This is a genomic window from Gluconobacter morbifer G707 (assembly GCF_000234355.1).
GTDB lineage: Bacteria > Pseudomonadota > Alphaproteobacteria > Acetobacterales > Acetobacteraceae > Gluconobacter > Gluconobacter morbifer.
Genome location: NZ_AGQV01000001.1, coordinates 776,191 through 795,621, shown reverse-complemented (window position 1 = coordinate 795,621; position 19,431 = coordinate 776,191). Strand labels below are relative to the sequence as shown.

General features: G+C 59.0%; 23 protein-coding genes. 10 read left to right on the top strand and 13 right to left on the bottom strand.

All coding sequences use genetic code 11. From position 1 onward, the window contains the following. Positions 1-5: 5 nt before the first annotated feature. Positions 6-980, bottom strand: a complete 975-nt coding sequence (locus tag GMO_RS03595) for a hypothetical protein (RefSeq protein WP_050801377.1) — start codon at positions 978-980, stop codon at positions 6-8. After that, positions 973-1,923, bottom strand: a complete 951-nt coding sequence (locus GMO_RS03590; RefSeq protein ID WP_008850912.1) for a diacylglycerol/lipid kinase family protein — start codon at positions 1,921-1,923, stop codon at positions 973-975. The genes GMO_RS03595 and GMO_RS03590 overlap by 8 nt, the downstream gene beginning before the upstream one ends. 127 nt (positions 1,924-2,050) lie before the next feature. Between GMO_RS03590 and GMO_RS03585 the strand changes: the two genes are divergently transcribed. Genes GMO_RS03585 through GMO_RS03560 form a run of 6 tightly spaced genes read left to right on the top strand, consistent with a single transcriptional unit; the run spans position 2,051 to position 7,865 of the window. Beyond that, the gene (locus GMO_RS03585) at positions 2,051-2,959 is read left to right on the top strand and encodes a metallophosphoesterase family protein (protein WP_008850911.1); all 909 of its coding nucleotides are present in this window, start codon (positions 2,051-2,053) and stop codon (positions 2,957-2,959) included. Then, positions 2,956-4,113: an LptF/LptG family permease gene (locus GMO_RS03580; protein ID WP_040507419.1), complete on the top strand. Its 1,158-nt coding sequence runs from the start codon at positions 2,956-2,958 to the stop codon at positions 4,111-4,113. Before GMO_RS03585 ends, GMO_RS03580 begins: the two co-directional genes overlap by 4 nt. Beyond that, positions 4,110-5,219, top strand: a complete 1,110-nt coding sequence (locus GMO_RS03575) for an LptF/LptG family permease (RefSeq protein ID WP_008850909.1) — start codon at positions 4,110-4,112, stop codon at positions 5,217-5,219. Before GMO_RS03580 ends, GMO_RS03575 begins: the two co-directional genes overlap by 4 nt. After that, the gene (locus GMO_RS03570) at positions 5,216-6,016 is read left to right on the top strand and encodes a sterol desaturase family protein (RefSeq protein ID WP_008850908.1); all 801 of its coding nucleotides are present in this window, start codon (positions 5,216-5,218) and stop codon (positions 6,014-6,016) included. Before GMO_RS03575 ends, GMO_RS03570 begins: the two co-directional genes overlap by 4 nt. Continuing rightward, positions 6,013-6,768, top strand: a complete 756-nt coding sequence (locus tag GMO_RS03565) for a nucleotidyltransferase family protein (RefSeq protein WP_008850907.1) — start codon at positions 6,013-6,015, stop codon at positions 6,766-6,768. The genes GMO_RS03570 and GMO_RS03565 overlap by 4 nt, the downstream gene beginning before the upstream one ends. After that, positions 6,765-7,865, top strand: a complete 1,101-nt coding sequence (locus GMO_RS03560) for a glycosyltransferase family 4 protein (protein ID WP_008850906.1) — start codon at positions 6,765-6,767, stop codon at positions 7,863-7,865. Before GMO_RS03565 ends, GMO_RS03560 begins: the two co-directional genes overlap by 4 nt. Here the strand turns inward: GMO_RS03560 and GMO_RS03555 are convergent. Then, positions 7,831-8,724, bottom strand: coding sequence for a glucosamine inositolphosphorylceramide transferase family protein (locus tag GMO_RS03555; protein ID WP_008850905.1), 894 nt, complete (start codon positions 8,722-8,724; stop codon positions 7,831-7,833). The two genes, GMO_RS03560 and GMO_RS03555, sit on opposite strands and share 35 nt — an antisense overlap. Positions 8,725-8,802: 78 nt before the next feature. Here GMO_RS03555 and GMO_RS03550 point away from each other — a divergent pair, with 78 nt between their 5' ends. The 3 genes from GMO_RS03550 (at position 8,803) to GMO_RS03540 (ending at position 11,112) form a co-directional block, all read left to right on the top strand. Beyond that, positions 8,803-9,330, top strand: a complete 528-nt coding sequence (locus GMO_RS03550) for an MmcB family DNA repair protein (protein ID WP_008850904.1) — start codon at positions 8,803-8,805, stop codon at positions 9,328-9,330. Positions 9,331-9,340: 10 nt separating this feature from the next. Beyond that, the gene (locus tag GMO_RS03545; protein WP_008850903.1) at positions 9,341-10,129 is read left to right on the top strand and encodes an inositol monophosphatase family protein; all 789 of its coding nucleotides are present in this window, start codon (positions 9,341-9,343) and stop codon (positions 10,127-10,129) included. A gap of 89 nt (positions 10,130-10,218) precedes the next feature. Further along, the gene (locus tag GMO_RS03540; protein WP_040507418.1) at positions 10,219-11,112 is read left to right on the top strand and encodes a lipid-binding SYLF domain-containing protein; all 894 of its coding nucleotides are present in this window, start codon (positions 10,219-10,221) and stop codon (positions 11,110-11,112) included. 72 nt (positions 11,113-11,184) lie between these two features. Here GMO_RS03540 and mltG read toward each other — a convergent pair whose 3' ends face one another. The 9 genes from mltG to GMO_RS14100 form a co-directional block, all read right to left on the bottom strand. Further along, on the bottom strand, positions 11,185-12,231 hold the full coding sequence (gene mltG, locus GMO_RS03535; protein ID WP_008850901.1) for an endolytic transglycosylase MltG: 1,047 nt from the start codon (positions 12,229-12,231) through the stop codon (positions 11,185-11,187). A 16-nt stretch (positions 12,232-12,247) separates the two neighbouring features. After that, positions 12,248-13,531 (bottom strand): beta-ketoacyl-ACP synthase II, encoded by a 1,284-nt coding sequence (gene fabF / locus GMO_RS03530; RefSeq protein ID WP_040507417.1) that lies wholly within the window; start codon positions 13,529-13,531, stop codon positions 12,248-12,250. A gap of 127 nt (positions 13,532-13,658) precedes the next feature. After that, positions 13,659-13,898 (bottom strand): acyl carrier protein, encoded by a 240-nt coding sequence (locus tag GMO_RS03525; protein ID WP_011253554.1) that lies wholly within the window; start codon positions 13,896-13,898, stop codon positions 13,659-13,661. 209 nt (positions 13,899-14,107) lie between these two features. Further along, positions 14,108-14,848 carry a 3-oxoacyl-[acyl-carrier-protein] reductase gene (gene fabG, locus GMO_RS03520; protein WP_008850898.1) on the bottom strand — a complete coding sequence of 247 codons (741 nt, stop codon included), beginning with the start codon at positions 14,846-14,848 and terminating at the stop codon, positions 14,108-14,110. 12 nt (positions 14,849-14,860) lie between these two features. Further along, on the bottom strand, positions 14,861-15,805 hold the full coding sequence (fabD, locus tag GMO_RS03515; protein ID WP_040507763.1) for an ACP S-malonyltransferase: 945 nt from the start codon (positions 15,803-15,805) through the stop codon (positions 14,861-14,863). 75 nt (positions 15,806-15,880) lie between these two features. Further along, positions 15,881-16,060: a hypothetical protein gene (locus tag GMO_RS13500; RefSeq protein WP_008850896.1), complete on the bottom strand. Its 180-nt coding sequence runs from the start codon at positions 16,058-16,060 to the stop codon at positions 15,881-15,883. Further along, entirely contained in the window at positions 16,027-16,434 is a 408-nt protein-coding gene (locus tag GMO_RS03510; RefSeq protein ID WP_139064346.1) for a hypothetical protein, read from the bottom strand. The genes GMO_RS13500 and GMO_RS03510 overlap by 34 nt, the downstream gene beginning before the upstream one ends. A 231-nt stretch (positions 16,435-16,665) precedes the next feature. Further along, complete coding sequence (locus GMO_RS03505; protein WP_008850894.1) at positions 16,666-17,544, bottom strand: class I SAM-dependent methyltransferase; 879 nt, start codon at positions 17,542-17,544, stop codon at positions 16,666-16,668. Continuing rightward, positions 17,531-17,740 carry a hypothetical protein gene (locus GMO_RS14100; protein WP_139064345.1) on the bottom strand — a complete coding sequence of 70 codons (210 nt, stop codon included), beginning with the start codon at positions 17,738-17,740 and terminating at the stop codon, positions 17,531-17,533. The genes GMO_RS03505 and GMO_RS14100 overlap by 14 nt, the downstream gene beginning before the upstream one ends. A gap of 59 nt (positions 17,741-17,799) precedes the next feature. Here GMO_RS14100 and GMO_RS03500 point away from each other — a divergent pair, with 59 nt between their 5' ends. Further along, positions 17,800-18,579 carry an acetoin reductase gene (locus GMO_RS03500; protein ID WP_040507415.1) on the top strand — a complete coding sequence of 260 codons (780 nt, stop codon included), beginning with the start codon at positions 17,800-17,802 and terminating at the stop codon, positions 18,577-18,579. A 64-nt stretch (positions 18,580-18,643) separates the two neighbouring features. Here GMO_RS03500 and GMO_RS03495 read toward each other — a convergent pair whose 3' ends face one another. Continuing rightward, on the bottom strand, positions 18,644-19,369 hold the full coding sequence (locus GMO_RS03495) for a glycine betaine ABC transporter substrate-binding protein (protein WP_040507414.1): 726 nt from the start codon (positions 19,367-19,369) through the stop codon (positions 18,644-18,646). Positions 19,370-19,431 lie beyond the last annotated feature (62 nt).

Here is a 19,431-nt window from a genome sequence, read left to right as displayed (position 1 = left end):
CTTTTCTATTGTGTCCCGTTTTTCTTTTCTGGAACCATACCATCCTGAGGGCGGTTCCAGAGCTTCCGTGCCCGCCAGAGAAGCGCAGGCAGCATCAGAAGCGGATGACGTTGTTCAAACGCTGAGAGCCTCAGATCAAAACCGGTATGCCGCCTGATTTTCCAGGCGAGGTAAGACGCGCCGTTTTCAAATGTGAAGGCTCCTTTCAGCAACCGCATGACATTCCGCGGCTGACCCGTTCGCCGGACAAGCTGCCAGCGCTGTACCGCTTTCAGACGCAGTTCCCGTGGAATCACGGGTTCCAACAGCTGTCCGTCTGCGGAAAACTGAAGATGTGCCCTCGCCCATCCAAGGGCCAGCAGCGCAGCGTAACGCGCCTCCTGTCCTTGTAATAGACTGTTTCCCCTGCCTTTTTTTTCGACACGAAGTTCAGAGGCATAGGTCTGGGCAAAAAGCGTCCGCCAGAAACCGAGCGCCGTCATGCGCGGCTCTCCAAGCAAGGCGCTCCAGCAGGCTGCCGTGGTTACACAGCGCGCAATCAGGTCGAGCAGTGCATCAGCGGCTTCCGGCCCTCTGACCCAGATCAGCCGAGCCGGCTGACAGAAACGTGCCCAGAGCGTGGTGTCCAGTGACGCCAGACTGGTTCGCGCTGCAAACTGAGCTCGGGACAAAATCGCAATCTTGGCCCGCAGGATACGGTTATCGGACGCTGTGAACTCCGCGTAACGGACATTGGGAGGTAGCAGGCGATTGGCAGCTCGGGCCAGAAAACCGCCCGGAAAATCCCGTGCCGTCTCCGTGATGATATAAAAATCGAGAATCCCGTCAGGATCAGCTGACCGAAGCATGGAGCCATAGAACAGAACACCCAGCGGAGGCGCCGGCATGGACTGGGCCAGGTTGTGCGCGAACGCCACGACGGCCGGATCAACGGCCGTTGTCAGCTCACCAATCAGGCGTTGTTCGAGTGCATCAGGCATGGAGAAACCTGAAGGCCGGGGCACGTTCGAGACGGATGAGACCATTGGGAAGAGCCGTGAAAACCTCTCCATCCAGAACGAAATCACTTTCCGTTCTAAGCAGCATGTCATCCGTACGGCCGCTTACATAATCCGGATGAAGACGGAGCCAGCGGGGCGCGCGACCGCAGAGCAGAGCCATCGTGGCCCGGGCCAGACTTTCAGGATAGGCACTCACATCCAGATAACGTAGCCCTTCCACATTCGGTTCCGCATCCCAGAAGGGCCAGATCCGGTGCGACAGGCGGGCAAGCCCTGTCGTCAGGAACATGAAGCTGCGGCCATCATAGACATGACCACCCGTTTCGATACGCAGTTCGTCCCCGCTGAGCCATTTCCGGCGACTGGACCGGAAGAGAAGACTGACAACCGTACTGAGCAGCGTGATGCCAACGGCCAGATCGTGCGGCGCAAAACGCAGTATCGTTGGAGAGTGGGCAATCCGTACCGCCCGGGCATAGCCCGAACATCCGCCAAACAGCCCCAGAACTGGCAGACGGTCGCTGCCCGGCCAGGACAGACGGATCGGTGTTCTCATTCCGGAGCGCAGAGGCACGTCCTGCCGCAGACGCTGAAGCGCCTCCCGCCCGCGCAGACCAAACCCGACGTCACCAGCGATCAGATTGGTATTGCCGGACGCCAGCACCACGATGTCAGGCAGACGGTCAGGAGGATAGGCCCGGGCAATGGCCGTCAGCGCCGTACTGACCGTGCCATCTCCGCCATCAATCGCTATGGTATTGATACCACGTTCATAGAGCTGGCGAACGTGTTCCGTTGTTCCTTCCCGACTGTCGGAAGGAACAAAGTTTTCGCCCAGAAACGCCGCCGCTTCGGCAGCAAAGACGGAACCGTTGCGCAGATTTTTGCGGCTTCGGGCATTATGGATCAGGGCAAGTCGCACTATGGGGGGATTCTTCAGTCTCACGTTCGGTGCTATGCGGGCGGGTCTAGCATGGCTATGATGCTCCCGCCAGAACATGGGTTCCCCTTGAGACTGGCCCCAAGATTGACAAGGCCCTGTTCCTCTCATGTCCCACGACCAACCCGCAGATTTTTCCTCTCCGCGGGGCAAGTCCGTTGTCACGCTGGCTCATATCTCTGACCCCCATTTGCCGCCGCCTCCTGTCCGCTGGCAGGAAATCCTGAACAAACGTGCACTCAGCCTCGTTTCCTGGAAAAGATTCCGCAGACACGTCCATCTGGCCGCAACCTGCGAAGCACTGGTGAGCGATATTGGACAGACGGGGGTGGACGGAATTCTCGTCAGTGGGGATCTGACCAATTTCGGCACACCTGCTGAATTCGCCTCTGCAGCACGCTGGCTCAGAACCCTGCCCGCTCCCGCCATGGTCATACCAGGTAATCATGACTGCATGGTAAAACAGCCGGAAACCACGGGTCTGGCCCAGTGGAGGCCTTGGGCAGCCGATACATTCCCCTATGTCCGCATTCATGATGATGTCGCGGTTGTCGGCGTCAATTCCGGCATTCCGACCCCACCCTTCATGGCCTGTGGCCACGTCGGCGCCCGACAGAGGACCCGCTTGGAGCGACTGCTGGAAAGATTAGGGGAAAAAGGCCTGTGTCGCGTGGTGATGATTCATCATCCGCCCCGCCGTGGACTGGTGCCCTGGCGTAAATCCTTGCTGGATTCCCGGGAAGTCGCGCATCTTTTCCAGCGGACGGGAGCGGAAATCGTACTGCACGGTCATTCCCATGACGCAACCCTGACCCGCATCCCGGGAACGGATATCCCGCTCCTGGGCGTCGCTTCCGCCTCCTTGACCAGCACGACGCCACAGCGTCAGGCCTGCTGGAACCATCTGGCCATTCATCGTGACGGCTCCGGCTGGCGCATAAACCTGTCCCGGCACCGGGTTGATGGCTCCGTCAGTGAACGGGCATCCTGGTGTCGGCCGGGAAGGATGGGCTCGTGAAGCAGAAGGCGAAGATTCTTGACCTTTATCTGCTCCGGCAGATGGCGCCTTCCTTCTTCGTCGCATTGGCGGCCATGCTTGTCGCTCTTCTGCTGGAACGCCTGCTTGCCCTGTTCGATTATCTGGCCTCGGCAGGCAGTTCACTCGCAACCTGCATCGCGCTGCTAACCGATCTCCTGCCCCATTACTTTGGCATCGCCCTGCCTGCAGCCCTGTGCATCGCGGTTTTCCTGACCATCCGCGGCATGAGCGACAACAATGAGATCGATGCCCTGCAGGCAGCCCGCGTTTCCCTGATTCGCATCGCCCGCCCTTTCATGCTGGTCGGTCTTGTGCTCAGCGCCGCCAGCATGTTGCTCTATGGCTATATCCAGCCCGTGGCACGCTACGATTACAGGGCAGGCTTCTACTTTGCCGAACATACCGGCTGGGCCCCCCATCTCCAGGCCGGCATGTTCGCTTCCACGTCAAATTCCGCCGTCATGACGGCAGATAAAGTCACGCATGCCGGAACCCGGCTTGCCCGGGTTTTCATCCGCGAGATGAACAAGAACGGTGTTGCCCATATCATCACGGCTAAAACGGGTACACTCACCATCTCCGAACGCTCCCGCAGCACGCGCCTTGACCTGTGGAACGGGGAAATCGTGGATGACCCCTTCCCCGCAGCACCGGGCCACAAGCCGACCGTGACCCATTTCGAGCATGTGGTCCGGATCATTGACCGGCCACAGAAGGATACGACTTTCCGCTCCCGTGGGGCGGACGCACGAGAACTGACCCAGTTCGAACTGGCCCATGACCTGCGTCATGGCGTTCCCGGGATGGAATATCGCACTCTGCGTGCGGAAATGGACTTCCGGCTGGCCCGTGCGCTTGCCATTCCCTTCATTCCGCCCCTCGCTGTCGCACTGGCCATCAATGGCCGGCGCCGGCGCTCCATCTGGGGGCTGATCACGGTCGCCGTCATTCTTCTCGGCTTCGACCAGCTTCTGACATTCGGCCACAGTCTTGCCGCCACCGGACGCATGAAGATCTGGGCCGCCATCTGGGTGCCGGAAGCAGTTTTCTGTATTGGCTGCCTTGCGACCCTTCTGCGTCGTTCCCGCGGATCATGGCGGCGGCGTAAACTGATCCGGCGACCTGTGTCATGACATCACCCTCCAGCGACACACCACGCCTCGTTCTCCTGCGATGGCTGAATCGCGCCCTTCTGGGACGCGTCGTGATCTGTGGCGGCGTTCTCGCCGCGCTGATGGAAATCCTGGCCCTCCTAGAGCAGACGACTCCCATTCTGGATCGCAATCTGGGAATCAGGGGGATTCTGACGTTTTCGCTCCTGCATCTGCCGGTCATCAGCATCGACATCCTGCCCCTCGCCTTCATGATGGGGGCCCTGTTCCTTCTGACGCAGCTGACCCTTTCAAGCGAAATGGCAGCCCTTCGCGCGGCAGGCATGTCCACCATCATGCTGTTCAGAGTGCTGGCTCCCTCTGTGGTGATCATGGGTGGTGCCGGGATGATCACCCAATACTGGGTCGTGCCCGCCAGTGAAAAGGCCCTTGCCACCTGGTGGAACAAAACCGACCCAGATGCCGATAAACTGGACAACAAGGAAAAACGTGTCCTCTGGTTCCGGGCAGGGCCGACACTGGTCCGGATCGGCAGCTACGCGCAGGGCGGAACATTCCTGCGGGACGTCACTATCTATCACCGTGATCCGGGTGGCCTCCTGATCGGCACGGAACATGCCGACACCCTTACCTATACCAACGGCACCTGGCATCCGACCGGTGCGAAGGATCTGACCTTGTCGGCTGATCAGGCCTTCGTGAAGGTCACGAACGGCGACAGCAACTACGATATTCCCGCGACTCCATCGACGATCATGATCCTTTCCGAAAGCGGAGCCGCGGTAACACCAGGCCAGATCAGCGCCATTCTTCACAAAGGTGCACCGGCTAGCCTGTCGCGCGCTACCTATCGCATGGCACTCTTCAGCACACTCGTCCTGCCACTAGATATTGCGGTAATGCTTCTATTGACGCTCCCAGTGATCTATATCCCTCCCAGGGCAGGACTTCGTAACCCGCTGCCCGTCTATGTCCTTGCGGCCGGGATGGGTTTCGTGATCCTGCAAGGGATGATTTCCGCGATGGGAAATGCCGGGACGCTGACCGCGCCACTGGCCGTTATGGTCGGACCGGTTCTGGGCATTCTTCTGGGACTGACCTGGCTCCTGCGGATGGAGGAAAAATGAGCAAGTTCAAGGCCCCGTGGGGCAACATGTCGGCGATCCGGACCGGACGAAGCTTCGATCTCGGCAAGATGAACCTGCCGCAGCTCTGGTATGCCTACCTGACGTACCCGACTATTCTGCTTTATTTCGCGCTGATCGCCGCAACGGCTTTCGCTGCACTGCGTCTCTCCCACGGTTTCTGGGCAACGACCATTCCCGTTCCTGCGGTGATCGTGATCTACCCACTCGTCTGGTACCTGATCCACCGTTTCATCCTGCACGGCCGCTGGCTGTATCGTAACCACTGGACCGCGGCACTCTGGAAACGCATCCATTTTGACCATCATCAGGACCCTCACCTGCTGGATGTACTGTTTGGCTCACCCCTGAACACGATCCCCACCATGGCCATCATAACCATGCCCATCGGCGCTCTGATCGGCGGCTGGAGCGGCGCATTCTCTGCCCTGTGCATGGCGCTCGTGATGACCTGTATCTATGAGTTTTTCCATTGCATCCAGCATCTGGCCTACAAGCCGCGCTGGAAATGGGTGTCGCATATCAAGCAGCTTCACGTCTTGCACCACTTTCACGACGAAGACGGCAATTACGGCATCACAAATTATGTGCCGGACCGGCTTTTCGGCAGTTTCTATAAGGAAAGCCGCGACCGGAAGCGCAGCAGACACGTCTTTAATCTGGGCTATGACGTCAAGGAAGCCGAGCGTTATCCCTGGGTCATGGACCTGACGGGCGCCCCACCCAAGGACCGTCCCGACGGCGCCCGCCCGGCCTCAGATCGCAGTCGCGCAGCGTGACACTGCCGGTTCTCGTACTTGCAGGCTCGCGAGACGGAGAAGATGATCCTCTGGCCAGACTTGGCGGGGTTTCCCACAAGGCGCTCCTGCGCGTCGCCGGCCAGCCGATGCTTACCCGCGTGCTGGAGACGCTGAGACATACGCCCGGTCTGGGACCAATAACCATCAGCATTGAAAATCCGGAAGCCATCCAAGCCATTGCCGGGGACGCCCGAATCCTGAAATCCGCTTCAACCCCGAGTGAAAGCGTGGCCGATGCCCTGGCACGCATCGGAACGCCCTGCCTAGTCACCACTGCGGACCATGCGCTTCTGAAGCCTGAATGGATTACGGAATTTCTCTCCCGAACGGCCGGCTGCGATCTTGCGGCAGCCGTCGCCCTGCGTTCCACGGTCGAGCGGGACGTCCCGGGCACGAAACGGACTTATATCCACCTGTCTGACATGCAGTTTTCCGGCTGCAATCTTTTTTGGATGGGAACGCCAAAGGCCCGGAATGTCGTGGAATTGTGGAAGCAGTTGCAACAGAACCGGAAGCATCCCCTGAAAATGGCCCTGACGCTCGGGGTGAGCACATTGATCCGGGCCCTGCTGGGACGTCTGGATTCCAGGGCCCTGTACCAACGGATCGAACACCTGACAGATGCAAGGGTCCGTCTGGTTCCCCTCGCCGACGGAGAAGCAGCAGTGGATGTGGACAAACCAGCCGATCTGGAACTGAGCGAACGTCTTCTGGCACGACGGACAGCATGAAAGTCGCCTACGTCATCAATTCGGTGGAATGCGGGGGGGCGCAGATGCCCATTCCCGATATTGTCGCCCTTCTCCGCGCCCGGGGAGGAGATGTCACGGTCTTCGGTCTGGCTCCAAAGGACGCATTGGCTGTTCCCCTTCTCGAAAACGCCGGCGTCCCCGTCAGAGTCCGTTCAGGAACACTGAAGGACCATGTCGCGGCCTATCGCTGGCTGAGCCGTGAACTTCAGGCGTTTCAGCCAGACCTGATCTGGACGTCCCTGACCCGCGCCAGCCTGCTGGGCCAACTCGTTGCCAACAGGCTGAATGTCCCTACGGTGCACTGGCAGCATTCAGCCCGACTGAAAGGCGCCAATGCCTTTCTCCTGCGTCTCTGCCGCAAACGTACAACGCTCTGGATTGCAGATTCCCGTACAGTCGAGAATTTTGCGCGCCGTACACTGGGTCTGAAAAATAATCTGCTGTGCTGGCCGATTTTTCGGGCCAACCCGGATACGCCTCTTGCATCCCCCTGGAAGCAGGGCCAGACGGTCCGCATCGGCACGGTCGGACGCCTTCATGCCGTCAAGGGATATGACTTTCTCTGCGAAGCCATCAGACTTCTGAAAGATCGTCCCGGCTTGCCGCCATTCCGTCTTCTAATCGCAGGTGATGGCCCGGAACAGGCCTCTCTAGCTCAGTGTATCAGGAACAGCGATCTGCCGGTAGAGCTTCTTGGGCACTACACGGCCCCTCTGGATTTCATGAAAACGCTGCATCTCTATGTCCAGCCTTCTCACTGGGAAGGGCTTTGCGTCGCAGCTCATGAAGCCATGAGTTGCGGCCTGCCCATTGTCGCGACTCCGGCGGGCGAATTGGCGGTCACGATCGAAGAGGGAAGAACAGGAAAAATCGTCCCGTTCAACAATGCTCCCGCTCTGGCTTCCGCGATCGGCGACCTGCTTCAGCGTCCTGAAAAGCTAGCCGAAATGGGCCGTCTCTCTCGGGAGCGGGTTCTTGAACGTTTTGGGCCGAAAGCCTTTGCCGAGCATGGCAATGCCGTGCTGGACAGGCTTCCGGGCTTTACACCCCGACGCCCAGCTTCCGGCGCAGATTGAACAGGTCCCGTTTCGGTCCAAGCCCCACTTTTTTGACATCAATCAGCGTGACCTGTCCTGCAGCGGACAGTGTATGCATCCCGTCGGGATAATGACGCCGGAACACAGCCGGGCTTTGCAGCATCAGGTCAGGTGTGACTTTCGGCAACCCACGCTCCAGCCCTTCAATCTTGAGCAGTCTGATGGCTCTTCCATACGTGCCTTGGCAGTCCTGTGTCGGCAGGAAGATTTCCCCTTCCACGACAACCGGCGTTCCGCCAGGTCTGGCTCCCTGCCGATCCTTGAGAAAAAGACCCATGTCCTGCCAGAGACCGAAAAGGCTGTCCGCTACGGAGATATGAAGCATGCTCTGACGCTCGTCCCGGCTTCCCGGTGGCGTCCAGAACATCCACCAGCGTCCGGCATGATGAAACGGCGTGGCATCGATCGCACCAATGGGAAAATCAAACGCGTCCACCTTTTCCCATCCCCATGGAAACGCCACCGACCGGTAAAGGCTCAGCCGCCCGGATTCGCTGGCTTCCGGCAGCAGATAGGTTTCCCCCTCATGCTCGAAAACGTAGGGATAGGAGAGGTGCCAGTCTTCCTTCAGAACAGTTTCACGCTGAACAAGATGGCCAGTCCGGTCATAGGCCAGAACCTCGATCACCCCGTGGGGCTGACGATAGTCATAGGCCTCTGCAAAAACATAAAGCTGTCCGTCACGCCATAATCCGAACGGATCTGCCAGAAACCGATGATCGCCGATATCGGGCAGAAGCGTCACGGGATGGCCGTTCAGGCTCCCGGAACGGACAAGTTCGGCCAGCGGTGCATGAATGATCGCGCTACGCCAGTGATCGGTCCGGAGGAACGGCATGACACTCTCCCGTAAACTGGATGATGAAAAAGAACGACAGGGGAAGACGTAAAGCGCAGATCAGGGCAAGATGGAACCATGAGTGCCGCTCTTTCCGACATCTCTCCCGGTCTGCCAGAGACCCAGCTTGCCATCCGGCGTGCGGTTCTCGGCTTATGCCGTAACATGAACTGGGGCGCCATCAACGAGTTTTCCCTCCCTGCCGCCGGTCGCCGCGCTGACGTCATGGCGCTCCTGCCGGATCACTCCCTTACCTGCATCGAAATCAAGTCCGGAGTGCGGGATTTCCAGACAGACCGCAAATGGCACGAATACCGGAACTGGTCCGACCGCCTGTTTTTCGCCGTGGATGACCGCTTTCCCACCGAACTCCTGCCGGCGGATGTTGGTATCATCAGCGTCGGACTGAGCATGGTACCTGAAAGCCTGCGTGACAGTATCGTGCCGGAATGCGCCATTCTGCGCGAACCCGCCCTGCACAAACTGCCTCCGGCACGCCGCCGAACTCTCCTTCACCTTTTCGCCATGACAGGCGCCAGCCGCCTCATGTCGCTGGAAGACCCGGCCATCACAGCCTCCCTGCGCGCCGCACGTCGCGCTGAATAGGACTTTCCCCATGTCTTTCGATCCTGTCGCCGTCCGCCTTGAAGCCGCCCGCAGCGTTGTTCGTGACGCTGCGGCCCTTGCCCTTTCCATGCGTCCTGCGCCCGGAGGCCCAACCGGCACCCTGAAAGGCCGACAGGATTATCTGACGGAAGCGGACGGCGCTGTGGAAGCTCTCATCAGCGCCCGCATTCAGGAGCTTTTCCCGGATGATGGTTTTCAGGGCGAGGAAAACGGCACAACCCGGCAGGGTCGCTTCCGCTGGGTGGTTGATCCGATCGACGGCACGTCCAACTTCGCCCGTGGCCGTGATCGCTGGTGTGTTTCCCTCGGCCTTCTGGACGGGGATACACCCGTTGCCGGGATCATCGATGCGCCTGCGTTGCAGGAAGTCTTCACAGCGCGCAAGGGCCATGGAGCTTTTCTGAATGGAAAGCGCATCAAGGCCTCCCCTATCGCCAATCCACAGGAAGCCATGGTCGAGATGGGATGGTCTGCCCGGGTGCCGAAAGGTATATTTGAAGAGAAGATCGCAGCCATCATGGCGATGGGAGCCATGCCGCGGTCCGGCGGGTCCGGTGCGCTTGCCCTGACGGATGTGGCCTGTGGCCGGAGTGACGGATATCTGGAGATCGTGATCCAGCTCTGGGACGTCGCGGCAGCCCTGATCATTCTGGATGAGGCCGGAGCTGCAGTTTCTCCCTTTCTTCAGAGTGGCGGCCTGACGGGCGGAGCCACCATCCTCGCAGCAGCCCCGGCACTCGCCCCCATCCTTTCCCAGGCTTTCGGTGTCGAAATCTGACTTTCGTCTTTCCCTGCTCGTGATTCGGCCGCATTTCGCGCATAGTGCGGGAACATGATTTCTCCCGCATTCTGCAGAAGGTAGCCTCTATGACCCTGTCCGGTCTCCTGCGTTCGACCATTCTCATGGCCTCCGGCTGCACGGCCCTTTCAGCCTGTGCCAGTGAGGCCCAGACCACAGCCAGCCAGCAGCAGATCATCGTGGACAAGGCGACACTGGCGGTACAGGATATTTTCTCCGGTTCCACACCGCGCTCCCGGTCCCAAAAACTTCTCGCACAGGCCAAGGCCGTCATGGTGTGCCCGTCTGTCCTGAATATGTCCTTTGGGATTGGTGGGTCCGGCGGTCGCTGCCTACTCCTGAGCCGCGATGCCCGCGGTTCCTGGTCCGACCCGGCATTCTACCGGCTTGGAACGGGATCACTGGGTTTCCAGCTTGGCGTGCAGAGTTCGGAGATGATCTTTTTCATCATGTCCCAGCGCGGCATTCAGGCCATGCTGGACAGCCAGTTCAAGTTTGATGCCTCTGCTTCCGCTTCCTTTGCCAGTATCGGTACTGGCCTTCAGGACAGTACCGCAGGCGCCAGCAACACCGATATCTACGCCGCACAGAAAAACGAAGGCCTCTATGCCGGTGCAGCACTTGGCGGCTCCAAACTGACAGTCGATAGCGGCGCCAACCGTGCCTATTACAACCAGAGCGTCGGCCCGGAGGATATTATCGTCACGATGCGGGTCAACAATCCGGCCGCGGACCCATTGCGCAGGATGCTGATGTCCATCGCACAGGTTCCAACGGCCACGACTGCCCGCTCCACCACAGCTACCGCTGCCGGAACCACCTCAACCGCACATTCCACAACGACCGGCACCGCATCGGAAACGGGAAGCAGTCCTTACCCCTCTAATTATGATTCCAGCCGCCCCTATAACGCGCAGCAGGGCGCAGTGAAGAGCGAATCCCTTGGACGGGTCGGTCACTGACCCTGACCACATCTCTGACCAGCTGTAGACAGACCAAAAGGCGTTCCCCACTAGGAGAGCGCCTTTTTTTGTTCAGGGTTGAGACGCGGGGTCCGCCATCCGGGCACGATAGGCACGGATATTCCTGTCCTGGTCGGAAAGGGTCTCAGCGAAACTGTGACCGCCATTCCCGGTCGCCACAAAATACAGCATCTTGCCCTCTGCGGGATGGGCTGCTGCGGTCAGGGCGCTCAGTCCCGGGGAGCAGATGGGACCAGGCGGCAGGCCAGCCTGAAGATAGGTGTTATAGGGGCCAGGCGTCTGAAGATCTTCATGCGACAAGGGAGCGTCCAGCGTTCCCAAGCCATTACTCAGGCCATAAATGACGCTGGGGTCCGTCTGCAACCGCATTCCCAGCCTGAGGCGGTTCAGAAAAACACGCGCCACCATGGGACGCTCCGATTCCATCGCACTCTCCCGTTCGATCAGGGAGGCCAGAACCAGCAGTTCCTGTGGGGACTGGATCAATCCGTCAAGCGCTTCCACATCCCGACCGTTCCAGACCGTGTCCAGATGGGTCTGCATCATCTTCTGCAGTCGGCTGACCAGCCCCTGACGGTTCATTCCCCAGACATAGGAAAGCGTCTGTGGATAGACGCTGCCTTCGGCGAACTCCGGAACATCCCCTGTCAGGGCAGGAGCACGACGAAGAATATCCCTGATTTTCAGGGCCGTCAGCCCTTCGGGAATCGTGACCTGATGGGAAACTGGATGTCCATGCCGCAGGATTTCAAGCACATGCGCTACGGATACCCGGTCAGGGAATTCGAATTCGGCAGCGTGGATCTGTCCGTCCCGATGCGTCAGGAAAGCAGCAAGACGAAAGAACGCTCCCGAAGCCCAGGTTGGGGACAGGATACCATCATCCTGCAGGGCCTTCGTGACACGCGCGTTGTTGCCATGCGGAATGACAAAAACCTGCGTTTTCGGCAGCGGCCCAGGATCTGTGTAATGCCCATAACCGGCCGCCGCGATCGCGACACACAGGAAAGGCACCAGAAAGAATGCAGCCTTGCGACCAGCCTTTGGCGGAAGAAAACTCAGAAGGCTTTTCCGGGAGTCTTCTTCACCATCAGGCATGCGTCCAGCCTATTCCTCAGTCCTTGAAGCGCTTCAGGATAATACTGGCGTTCGTTCCGCCAAATCCGAAACTGTTGGAAAGAGCGACATCTACCTTCCGTTCCTGTGCCTTGTTGGCCACGCGATCGATCAGGCTCTCACGCTCGGCATTATCAAGGTTCAGCGTCGGAGGCACCACACCGTCCCGGATCGCCTGAAGACAGAAGATGGCTTCAACCGCCCCTGCAGCCCCCAGCAAATGGCCAATGGCAGACTTGGTGGAAGACATGGCGATGCTCTTCGCATGCTCTCCGAAGAGTCGCTCGACAGCATTCAGTTCAAGGTCGTCCGCCATGGTGGAGGTTCCATGGGCATTGACGTAATCGATATCCGCCGGTGTCAGGCCACCATTGCGCAGGGCGGCCTTCATGGCCCGGAACGCCCCTTCATGCCCTTCGGCGGGAGCGGTAATGTGATAGGCGTCACCGGACAGGCCATAGCCACCGATTTCGCCGTAGATCTTCGCACCGCGCCGTTTGGCGTGTTCCAGTTCTTCCAGGACCACGACACCCGCGCCTTCGCCCATGACGAATCCGTCACGATCCTTGTCCCAGGGACGCGATGCCTGCGCCGGATTGTCGTTCGACCCGGTGGAAAGTGCGCGCGCGGAAGAGAATCCGGCAATTCCCAGTTCACAGATGGCTGCTTCCGCGCCACCAGCGACCATGACATCCGCATCTCCGTACTGGATCAGCCGGGAAGCATCGCCAATGGCATGAACCCCAGTCGCACACGCTGTGACAACCGCATGGTTCGGCCCCTTGAATCCGTAACGGATCGAAAGATGGCCGGAAATCAGGTTGATCAGGGCGGAGGGAATAAAGAATGGGGAAAGCCGCCGCGCACGTCCTTCCGCAACCGTCCGCGATGCTTCATAAATCGTCTGGAGACCGCCGATTCCGGAACCGATCATCACACCTGTGGCGCAGCGATCGTCCTCATCTTCCGGCTTCCATCCAGAATCCTCAACAGCCTGGATTCCCGCAGCCAAGCCCAGATGGATAAAGCGATCCATCTTCTTCTGGTCCTTGACGGGGACCCAGTCGGACAACGTGAGACCGCCTTCCGCAGTCGGCCCATCTGGCACTTCGCCGGCAACTTGGGCCGGAAGACCGGACGGATCGAAATGCGTAATACGTCTGATACCGGACTGACCCTCGATCAGGCGTTTCCAGGTCAGTTCCGCACCTACGCCGAGGGGGCTGACAACGCCAATACCGGTGACGACAACGCGCCTTCCGTTCATTGCAGTCCCACTCATTGATGCCTCATGTCTCACGTTATGATCCGGTAACCGATACGGCCGGGAAAAAGCCGCATCCTTGTAGTCTGGTCTTTGTTGAAAAGACAGGGGAACCGGGCGTGCCCGGCTCCGTATGCAAAGAGGCTCAGGCTGCCTTCTGCTTCTCGATGTAATCGATGGCGTCCTTGACGGTCGCGATCTTTTCGGCGGCGTCTTCAGGGATCTCGACGGAGAATGCTTCCTCGAAAGCCATGACCAGCTCAACCGTATCGAGGCTGTCAGCGCCCAGATCGTCGATGAAGGAAGCGTCCGGAGTCACCTTGCTTTCGTCAACGCCGAGGTGCTCGACAACGATCTTCTTCACCTTGTCAGCAATATCGCTCATCTGTTCGTTCCTTATGCCCATCCCGGGCGTTACAAAAAAACTCGTTGCGCCGTCTGCCTGTCCGGGGGGCCACAGATCCCTCCAGCGCAGGGCCGCCTTCCCTTCCGGGGAAAGACGTTGCCGCCGGACGAACCGGACATCAGCCTTCATCAGGCTGGGCAAAGCAGCGCGCGATTAGCACGCTTTGACCGGAAAGGCCAAGCGTCTCCTTACACCATCGCCATTCCGCCATTAACGTGCAGGGTGGTTCCGGTGACCCAGGCGGCCTCATCGGATGCCAGATACACTACGGCGGAGGACACGTCATCAGCATTCCCCATCCGACCAAGCGGAATGGACCCCACCAGCTTCTCCCTGATGTTTTCCGGCATCACATCTGTCATGGGAGTCTCGATGAAACCCGGAGCCACGACATTGACGGTCACCCCACGCGGCCCTGCTTCCTGCGCCAGAGACTTGCTCATGCCCACGATACCCGCCTTTGCAGCAGCATAGTTGGCCTGTCCGGCATTGCCGGTCGTCCCCACGACGGAGGATATGGAGATAATGCGGCCAGCCCGCCGCCGCAACATACCTTTCAGGGCGGCCCGCGCCAGGCGGAACGGGCTTTCCAGATCAACCGTCATGACTTGGGACCAGTCGCTGTCCTTCATGCGGATGGCCAGCGTATCGCGGGTCAGACCAGCATTGTTGACGAGGATGTCCAGCGGTGCACCCGCCACCTCCTCCGCCTTCGCCACAAGACTGTCCGCTTCCGCCGGCTCGGACAGGTTGGCCACGGCGACATGCACACGCTCGCCAAAACTTTCGGCCAGCTCCTGCAGAACAGCCTCACGCGTACCGCTGAGGACAACGGTCGCACCCTGTGCATGAAGCTGACGGGCAATGGCCGTTCCGATACCACCCGAGGCACCGGTGACGAGAGCAATCTTTCCGGAAAGAGAAAACATGATCCGTTGTCCTTACAGGGTCTTGAGCAGCGCTTCGATTTCATCCGGAGTTCCGGCGTTATCCGTTCTGAGGTCCGGAGCAATACGACGGGCCAGTCCACACAGGACCTTCCCCGCACCCAGTTCGTGCATGTCCGTCACTCCCATGCCGACCATGGCTTCAACGCTTTCGCGCCAGCGGACCGTTCCTGTCACCTGCTGAACCAGCAGCTTGCGGATGGTCTCTGGGTCCGTCACCTTGGCGGCCGTCACATTGGCAATGACGGGAACGGAGGGCACCCTGAGCGTCGCTTTCGAAAGAGCCTCTTCCATCTCGCGGGCGGCAGGCGCCATCAGGGACGAATGGAACGGTGCAGATACCGGCAGCTTCACGGCTCGTTTGATCCCGCGCTCCTTCGCCAGCGCGATGGCACGGTCAACAGCTTCCATTTTGCCGGAAACGACGATCTGCCCGCCGCCATTGTCATTGGCGACTTCAAGCGTATCGCCCTGTGCGGCGTCCTCACAGATGGATCGTGCCTGCTCCGTATCCACCCCCAGAAGCGCCGCCATGCCTCCCTCACCTGCTGGCACGGCCTGCTGCATGGCGCGTCCGCGCAGACGCAGCAGGCGTGCGCCTTCATCAATGGCCAGCGTTCCAGCTGCAGCCAGCGCGGAATATTCTCCCAGTGAATGACCGGCCACCAAGGCTGCCTTGTCCGCCAGACGGAAACCGCCTTCGCTTTCCAGCGCACGAACCGTTGCCATGGAAACGGCAAACAGGGCGGGCTGGGCGTTTTCGGTACGGGTCAGTTCGGCGGCATCACCTTCGAACATGAGCTTTGTCAGATGCTCGCCAAGCGTTTCGTCGATTTCCTGAAAAACCCGACGGGAAGAGGAAAAGGCATCATGCAGGGCGCGCCCCATCCCGACAGACTGACTACCCTGCCCCGGAAAGACAAATGCGTGAACCGACATGAACACCCCTGCTGGCATGAAAAACTGGTTCTGGGTGATGCGGTTTTGTGCGCGCGCTGTCAAATGATCCGTGCATCAAAGGTCATCGAACGTGAAATGCGCATCGCCGGGAATACGGATGAAAACGCCCCGGAAACGCCGGTCAGACCGGAACAGCGCACCATCAGGATAATCTGCCGGACGAAGCAGAACGGTCAGAGGTACGCTCTGCCCGTTGAACGCTACACGTCTGGTCCCCTGAGGGGTATCCGCCATGAAAGATGCCCCGGGCGCGAGCTCAACCTTGAGTCTGTGAGCATCGGGGAGAAAAATGCAATCATCACACCAGTCAGGTCACGGATACAGGCATTCATCTGACGCAGCCAGCGCTGCGCATCCGCTTTCGTAAAACGGACCGGATCGGGAGTGGCAACCTTCAGCGCGACTTCCAGAACAGCCTTCCCGCCCTTGGGCACTGTCCCGCACAGAGGCGGATTTTTAGTCCACAAGGCATCGATCAGGGGAAGATGCATCTCCCGGTCCTGCCCGGCGAACAGAGGGATATTCACCTGCTCCGCCCGTATTACGACATTCGCCTGTGACGGATCACCTTCCCCCGGCTGAAGGACCCCCAGGATATGCAGGGACAATCCTTGACGAATTTCTGGAGGAAACCGTTCAAACCGCCGGTAAAGGCCAGCCACCCGCCGATAGGACGTTAACCGGACGCAGGAATGACCCGTAACCTGAACCGTTTCCGCTCGTGCGCAAAATGGTTGGACAGCCAGACTTCCAGCAACCAGAAACGCTGCCAGGAGTCCGAAGCGGGGCATGAGCATCGCGCCCTCCCTTTTCTGCAATCAGGACCGGCTGGCCGACGATCAGCCGATCTTCTGAAGGACGATCAGAACCTGCGGCAACCGGACCGGATTGTCGAGATACTCCACCAGCCTGAACAGTCCGCCCCATGCCTTGAGAACATAATTACGCGGGATGATGGCCTCGCCATAATGTGCCTGCGGATGAGGCGGCCGCGCAGACGCCGCATGCAGAAACCTGCCCGCCTCAAACTGGGCATTGGCCTGCGCTTCATCCGTAAAACTGTCAGCACAGGCCTCATGCCATGGGTGATCCAGTTTCATGCCCGACGCCCGTCGCAGCCGCTGTTCAGCGCAGAACCCGATGAACCGTCGGCTCTGTGTTGTCAGGACAAGCAACCCGTCAGGCTTCAGAAGACGATGGAATTCCCGCACCCAGTGCGACGCCAGAAATTCGTCAAGATGGGAAAAGACAGACCATGACGTCACGAGATCGAGACTTTCCGCTTTCAGCAGCAAAGGGGGCACCTGCCCGCAATCCAGAAATTTCAAAGCCGGATTGGCACGCCTTGCCGCCATCAGGAAACGGTCTGTCGCCTCCACGCCATACAGGTTTTCAGGAAGAATATCTTTCATGAAGAGACGCACGATCCGCCCCCAGCCGCAGCCGAAATCCATCAGAACCGTCTCAGGCCGCACCGGTCGTCCGGCATAGGCGCAGTAGGATTTGATTTCCCGATAAAAGACATGGGCCTCATGGATGGACACCTCTCCCTGGTGTCCATGGATTTCCCGCTGCAGCCCTTCAGGCGGGAAACCCGGCATGGGTACCCTCTGAATTTCCGGAACCTTCAGGGAAGACACCAGAACATGAAGCCATTCTTCATCACTAAGGCCGTTAAAGGTCTCAAAAACGGCACTCGTGCTTTCAGAAAGATTCATTCAGGGTCGCCTGCAATAATTTATAACGATTATTTAACGCACTCCCTGTCATCCGGAAACCGGGTAAAGCCATTCCCCTGCTTCCCATTCTCGTTTCTCGTCCCTCTATCGCCATTTCTTTCTCCGTCAGGACACGTTGCCGTGTCTTCAAACGAAAACCGTTCTTTTTTTGTGGAAAATCAATGTGAAAGGACATGAACATTCCTAATATCATTCCAACCGCCTTACATGCGGAGAATGAGAGAGGAAATCCATATGTCTCTTTCGGGTAAAGTTGCCGCAGTTACCGGAGCTGCACAGGGTATCGGCAAGGCCATCGCCCTTCGCCTCGCCAAGGACGGCGCTGATATTATTCTGCTCGACGTCAAGCACGACATTCTGCTTCAGACGGGAAAGGAAATCGAAGCGCTCGGTCGCAAGACGATTTCCCTGACCGCGGATATCAGCAACCGTGACCAGTTCCATGCCACGCTGGCAGAAGGTGCCAAGGCGCTCGGTGGACTGGACATCATGGTCAATAATGCCGGGATCTGTCAGGTCCGGCAGGTCATCGACATCCAGCCGGATGAATTCGAAAAGATCTTCCGCATCAACGTGGACGGTACTCTGTGGGGCATTCAGGGGGCTGCCAAGCTCTTTAAGGACAAAGGCACGAAAGGCAAGATCATCAATGCCTGCTCCATTGCCGGCCATGACGCCTTTCCGCTTCTGGGCGCATACTCCGCCACCAAGTTCGCCGTCCGTGCCCTGACACAGGCTGCGGCCAAGGAGCTTGCATCTTCCGGAATCACCGTCAACGCCTACTGTCCGGGTATCGTTGGAACCGATATGTGGGTCTCGATCGACAAGGGAATGGCGGAAATCACGGGCGCCGAGATCGGAAGCACCTACAAGAAATACGTTGATGGCATTGCGCTGGGACGTGTGGAGACCGGCGATGATGTTGCCGGCTTCGTCTCCTATCTTGCCAGCAGTGACGCCGACTACATGACAGGTCAGTCGGTCATGATCGACGGCGGTCTCGTCTATCGCTGACAAAAAAAGGTCGGGTCATAAGACTGACCCGACCTTCTTCCTGAGTTATCTGCTCCGGCCAGTCTTAGCGACCGATGAGACGGCCGCGCTGCCATGCTTCGGCAGCCTCTTCCGGGTCCTGCCCTTCCACGGCAATACAGTAATCCAGCGCACTCATGACCTTGTTGCCAAGCATCATTTCGGACAGCTCATCCAGCAGGTCCGTATCAGCTGCGCGCGCCACAGCTTCCCGCAGGATCATCCGTGCGGACATTTCACCACCCAGCAGGCGTTCCGGATCATCCAGAACGGTCAGCAGGGGAACATGGAAAACCGCATGGGGCTGAGTCGCCACCACCAGAGGTTTCTCCCCGTTTTCCTGGGCTTTTTCCAGCCGCTCGATCAGTGCGGCCTCTCCAGTAATCTCAACGGGAAGCCCTGACAGGGCAGGAAGACGACCCTGCGCCTTTTCAAAGGCGACCCAACTGTCTTCCGCGACAATAATCCGGTCTACATCCGATGCCGTCAGGGTCGTTACCTCGCCAAGCGGCGAAAGGGCTGCAAAACTGACGACCGGCTGGTAAAGGTCTCCGATCATGCGGGTCCCCGGAACAGCCAGCTTTTCGTCCCGCGGAAACCATGCCGATACCAGCAGATCGACCTCCCCCGCCTCCATGACGTCCGCCATGTCCTCGGGATCAAGATCAATATATTCGACCTCGACTTCATGCGCCTCGAGAACGCGGGCCACCGCGCTGGCACACCCGGCATGAAGCGAAGTGTACAGATGGCCAATCGTCATTTGCGTCATGAAACTCGCGCCCGTCAGTCAGAAAGAAATAAGAAACGTAAGGGCATGAGATAGGCCTCACG

Excerpts from the sequence above, each read along its gene's own strand:
- GMO_RS03595 (WP_050801377.1), bottom strand. The coding sequence starts at position 980 with ATGCCTGATGCACTCGAACAACGCCTGATTGGTGAGCTGACAACGGCC.
- GMO_RS03585 (WP_008850911.1), top strand. The coding sequence starts at position 2,051 with ATGTCCCACGACCAACCCGCAGATTTTTCCTCTCCGCGGGGCAAGTCC.
- GMO_RS03575 (WP_008850909.1), top strand. The coding sequence starts at position 4,110 with ATGACATCACCCTCCAGCGACACACCACGCCTCGTTCTCCTGCGATGG.
- GMO_RS03570 (WP_008850908.1), top strand. The coding sequence starts at position 5,216 with ATGAGCAAGTTCAAGGCCCCGTGGGGCAACATGTCGGCGATCCGGACC.
- GMO_RS03560 (WP_008850906.1), top strand. The coding sequence starts at position 6,765 with ATGAAAGTCGCCTACGTCATCAATTCGGTGGAATGCGGGGGGGCGCAG.
- GMO_RS03555 (WP_008850905.1), bottom strand. The coding sequence starts at position 8,724 with ATGCCGTTCCTCCGGACCGATCACTGGCGTAGCGCGATCATTCATGCA.
- GMO_RS03550 (WP_008850904.1), top strand. The coding sequence starts at position 8,803 with ATGAGTGCCGCTCTTTCCGACATCTCTCCCGGTCTGCCAGAGACCCAG.
- GMO_RS03545 (WP_008850903.1), top strand. The coding sequence starts at position 9,341 with ATGTCTTTCGATCCTGTCGCCGTCCGCCTTGAAGCCGCCCGCAGCGTT.
- GMO_RS03540 (WP_040507418.1), top strand. The coding sequence starts at position 10,219 with ATGACCCTGTCCGGTCTCCTGCGTTCGACCATTCTCATGGCCTCCGGC.
- mltG (WP_008850901.1), bottom strand. The coding sequence starts at position 12,231 with ATGCCTGATGGTGAAGAAGACTCCCGGAAAAGCCTTCTGAGTTTTCTT.
- fabF (WP_040507417.1), bottom strand. The coding sequence starts at position 13,531 with ATGAGTGGGACTGCAATGAACGGAAGGCGCGTTGTCGTCACCGGTATT.
- GMO_RS03525 (WP_011253554.1), bottom strand. The coding sequence starts at position 13,898 with ATGAGCGATATTGCTGACAAGGTGAAGAAGATCGTTGTCGAGCACCTC.
- fabG (WP_008850898.1), bottom strand. The coding sequence starts at position 14,848 with ATGTTTTCTCTTTCCGGAAAGATTGCTCTCGTCACCGGTGCCTCGGGT.
- fabD (WP_040507763.1), bottom strand. The coding sequence starts at position 15,805 with ATGTCGGTTCACGCATTTGTCTTTCCGGGGCAGGGTAGTCAGTCTGTC.
- GMO_RS13500 (WP_008850896.1), bottom strand. The coding sequence starts at position 16,060 with ATGGCGGATACCCCTCAGGGGACCAGACGTGTAGCGTTCAACGGGCAG.
- GMO_RS03505 (WP_008850894.1), bottom strand. The coding sequence starts at position 17,544 with ATGAATCTTTCTGAAAGCACGAGTGCCGTTTTTGAGACCTTTAACGGC.
- GMO_RS14100 (WP_139064345.1), bottom strand. The coding sequence starts at position 17,740 with ATGTCCTTTCACATTGATTTTCCACAAAAAAAGAACGGTTTTCGTTTG.
- GMO_RS03500 (WP_040507415.1), top strand. The coding sequence starts at position 17,800 with ATGTCTCTTTCGGGTAAAGTTGCCGCAGTTACCGGAGCTGCACAGGGT.
- GMO_RS03495 (WP_040507414.1), bottom strand. The coding sequence starts at position 19,369 with ATGACGCAAATGACGATTGGCCATCTGTACACTTCGCTTCATGCCGGG.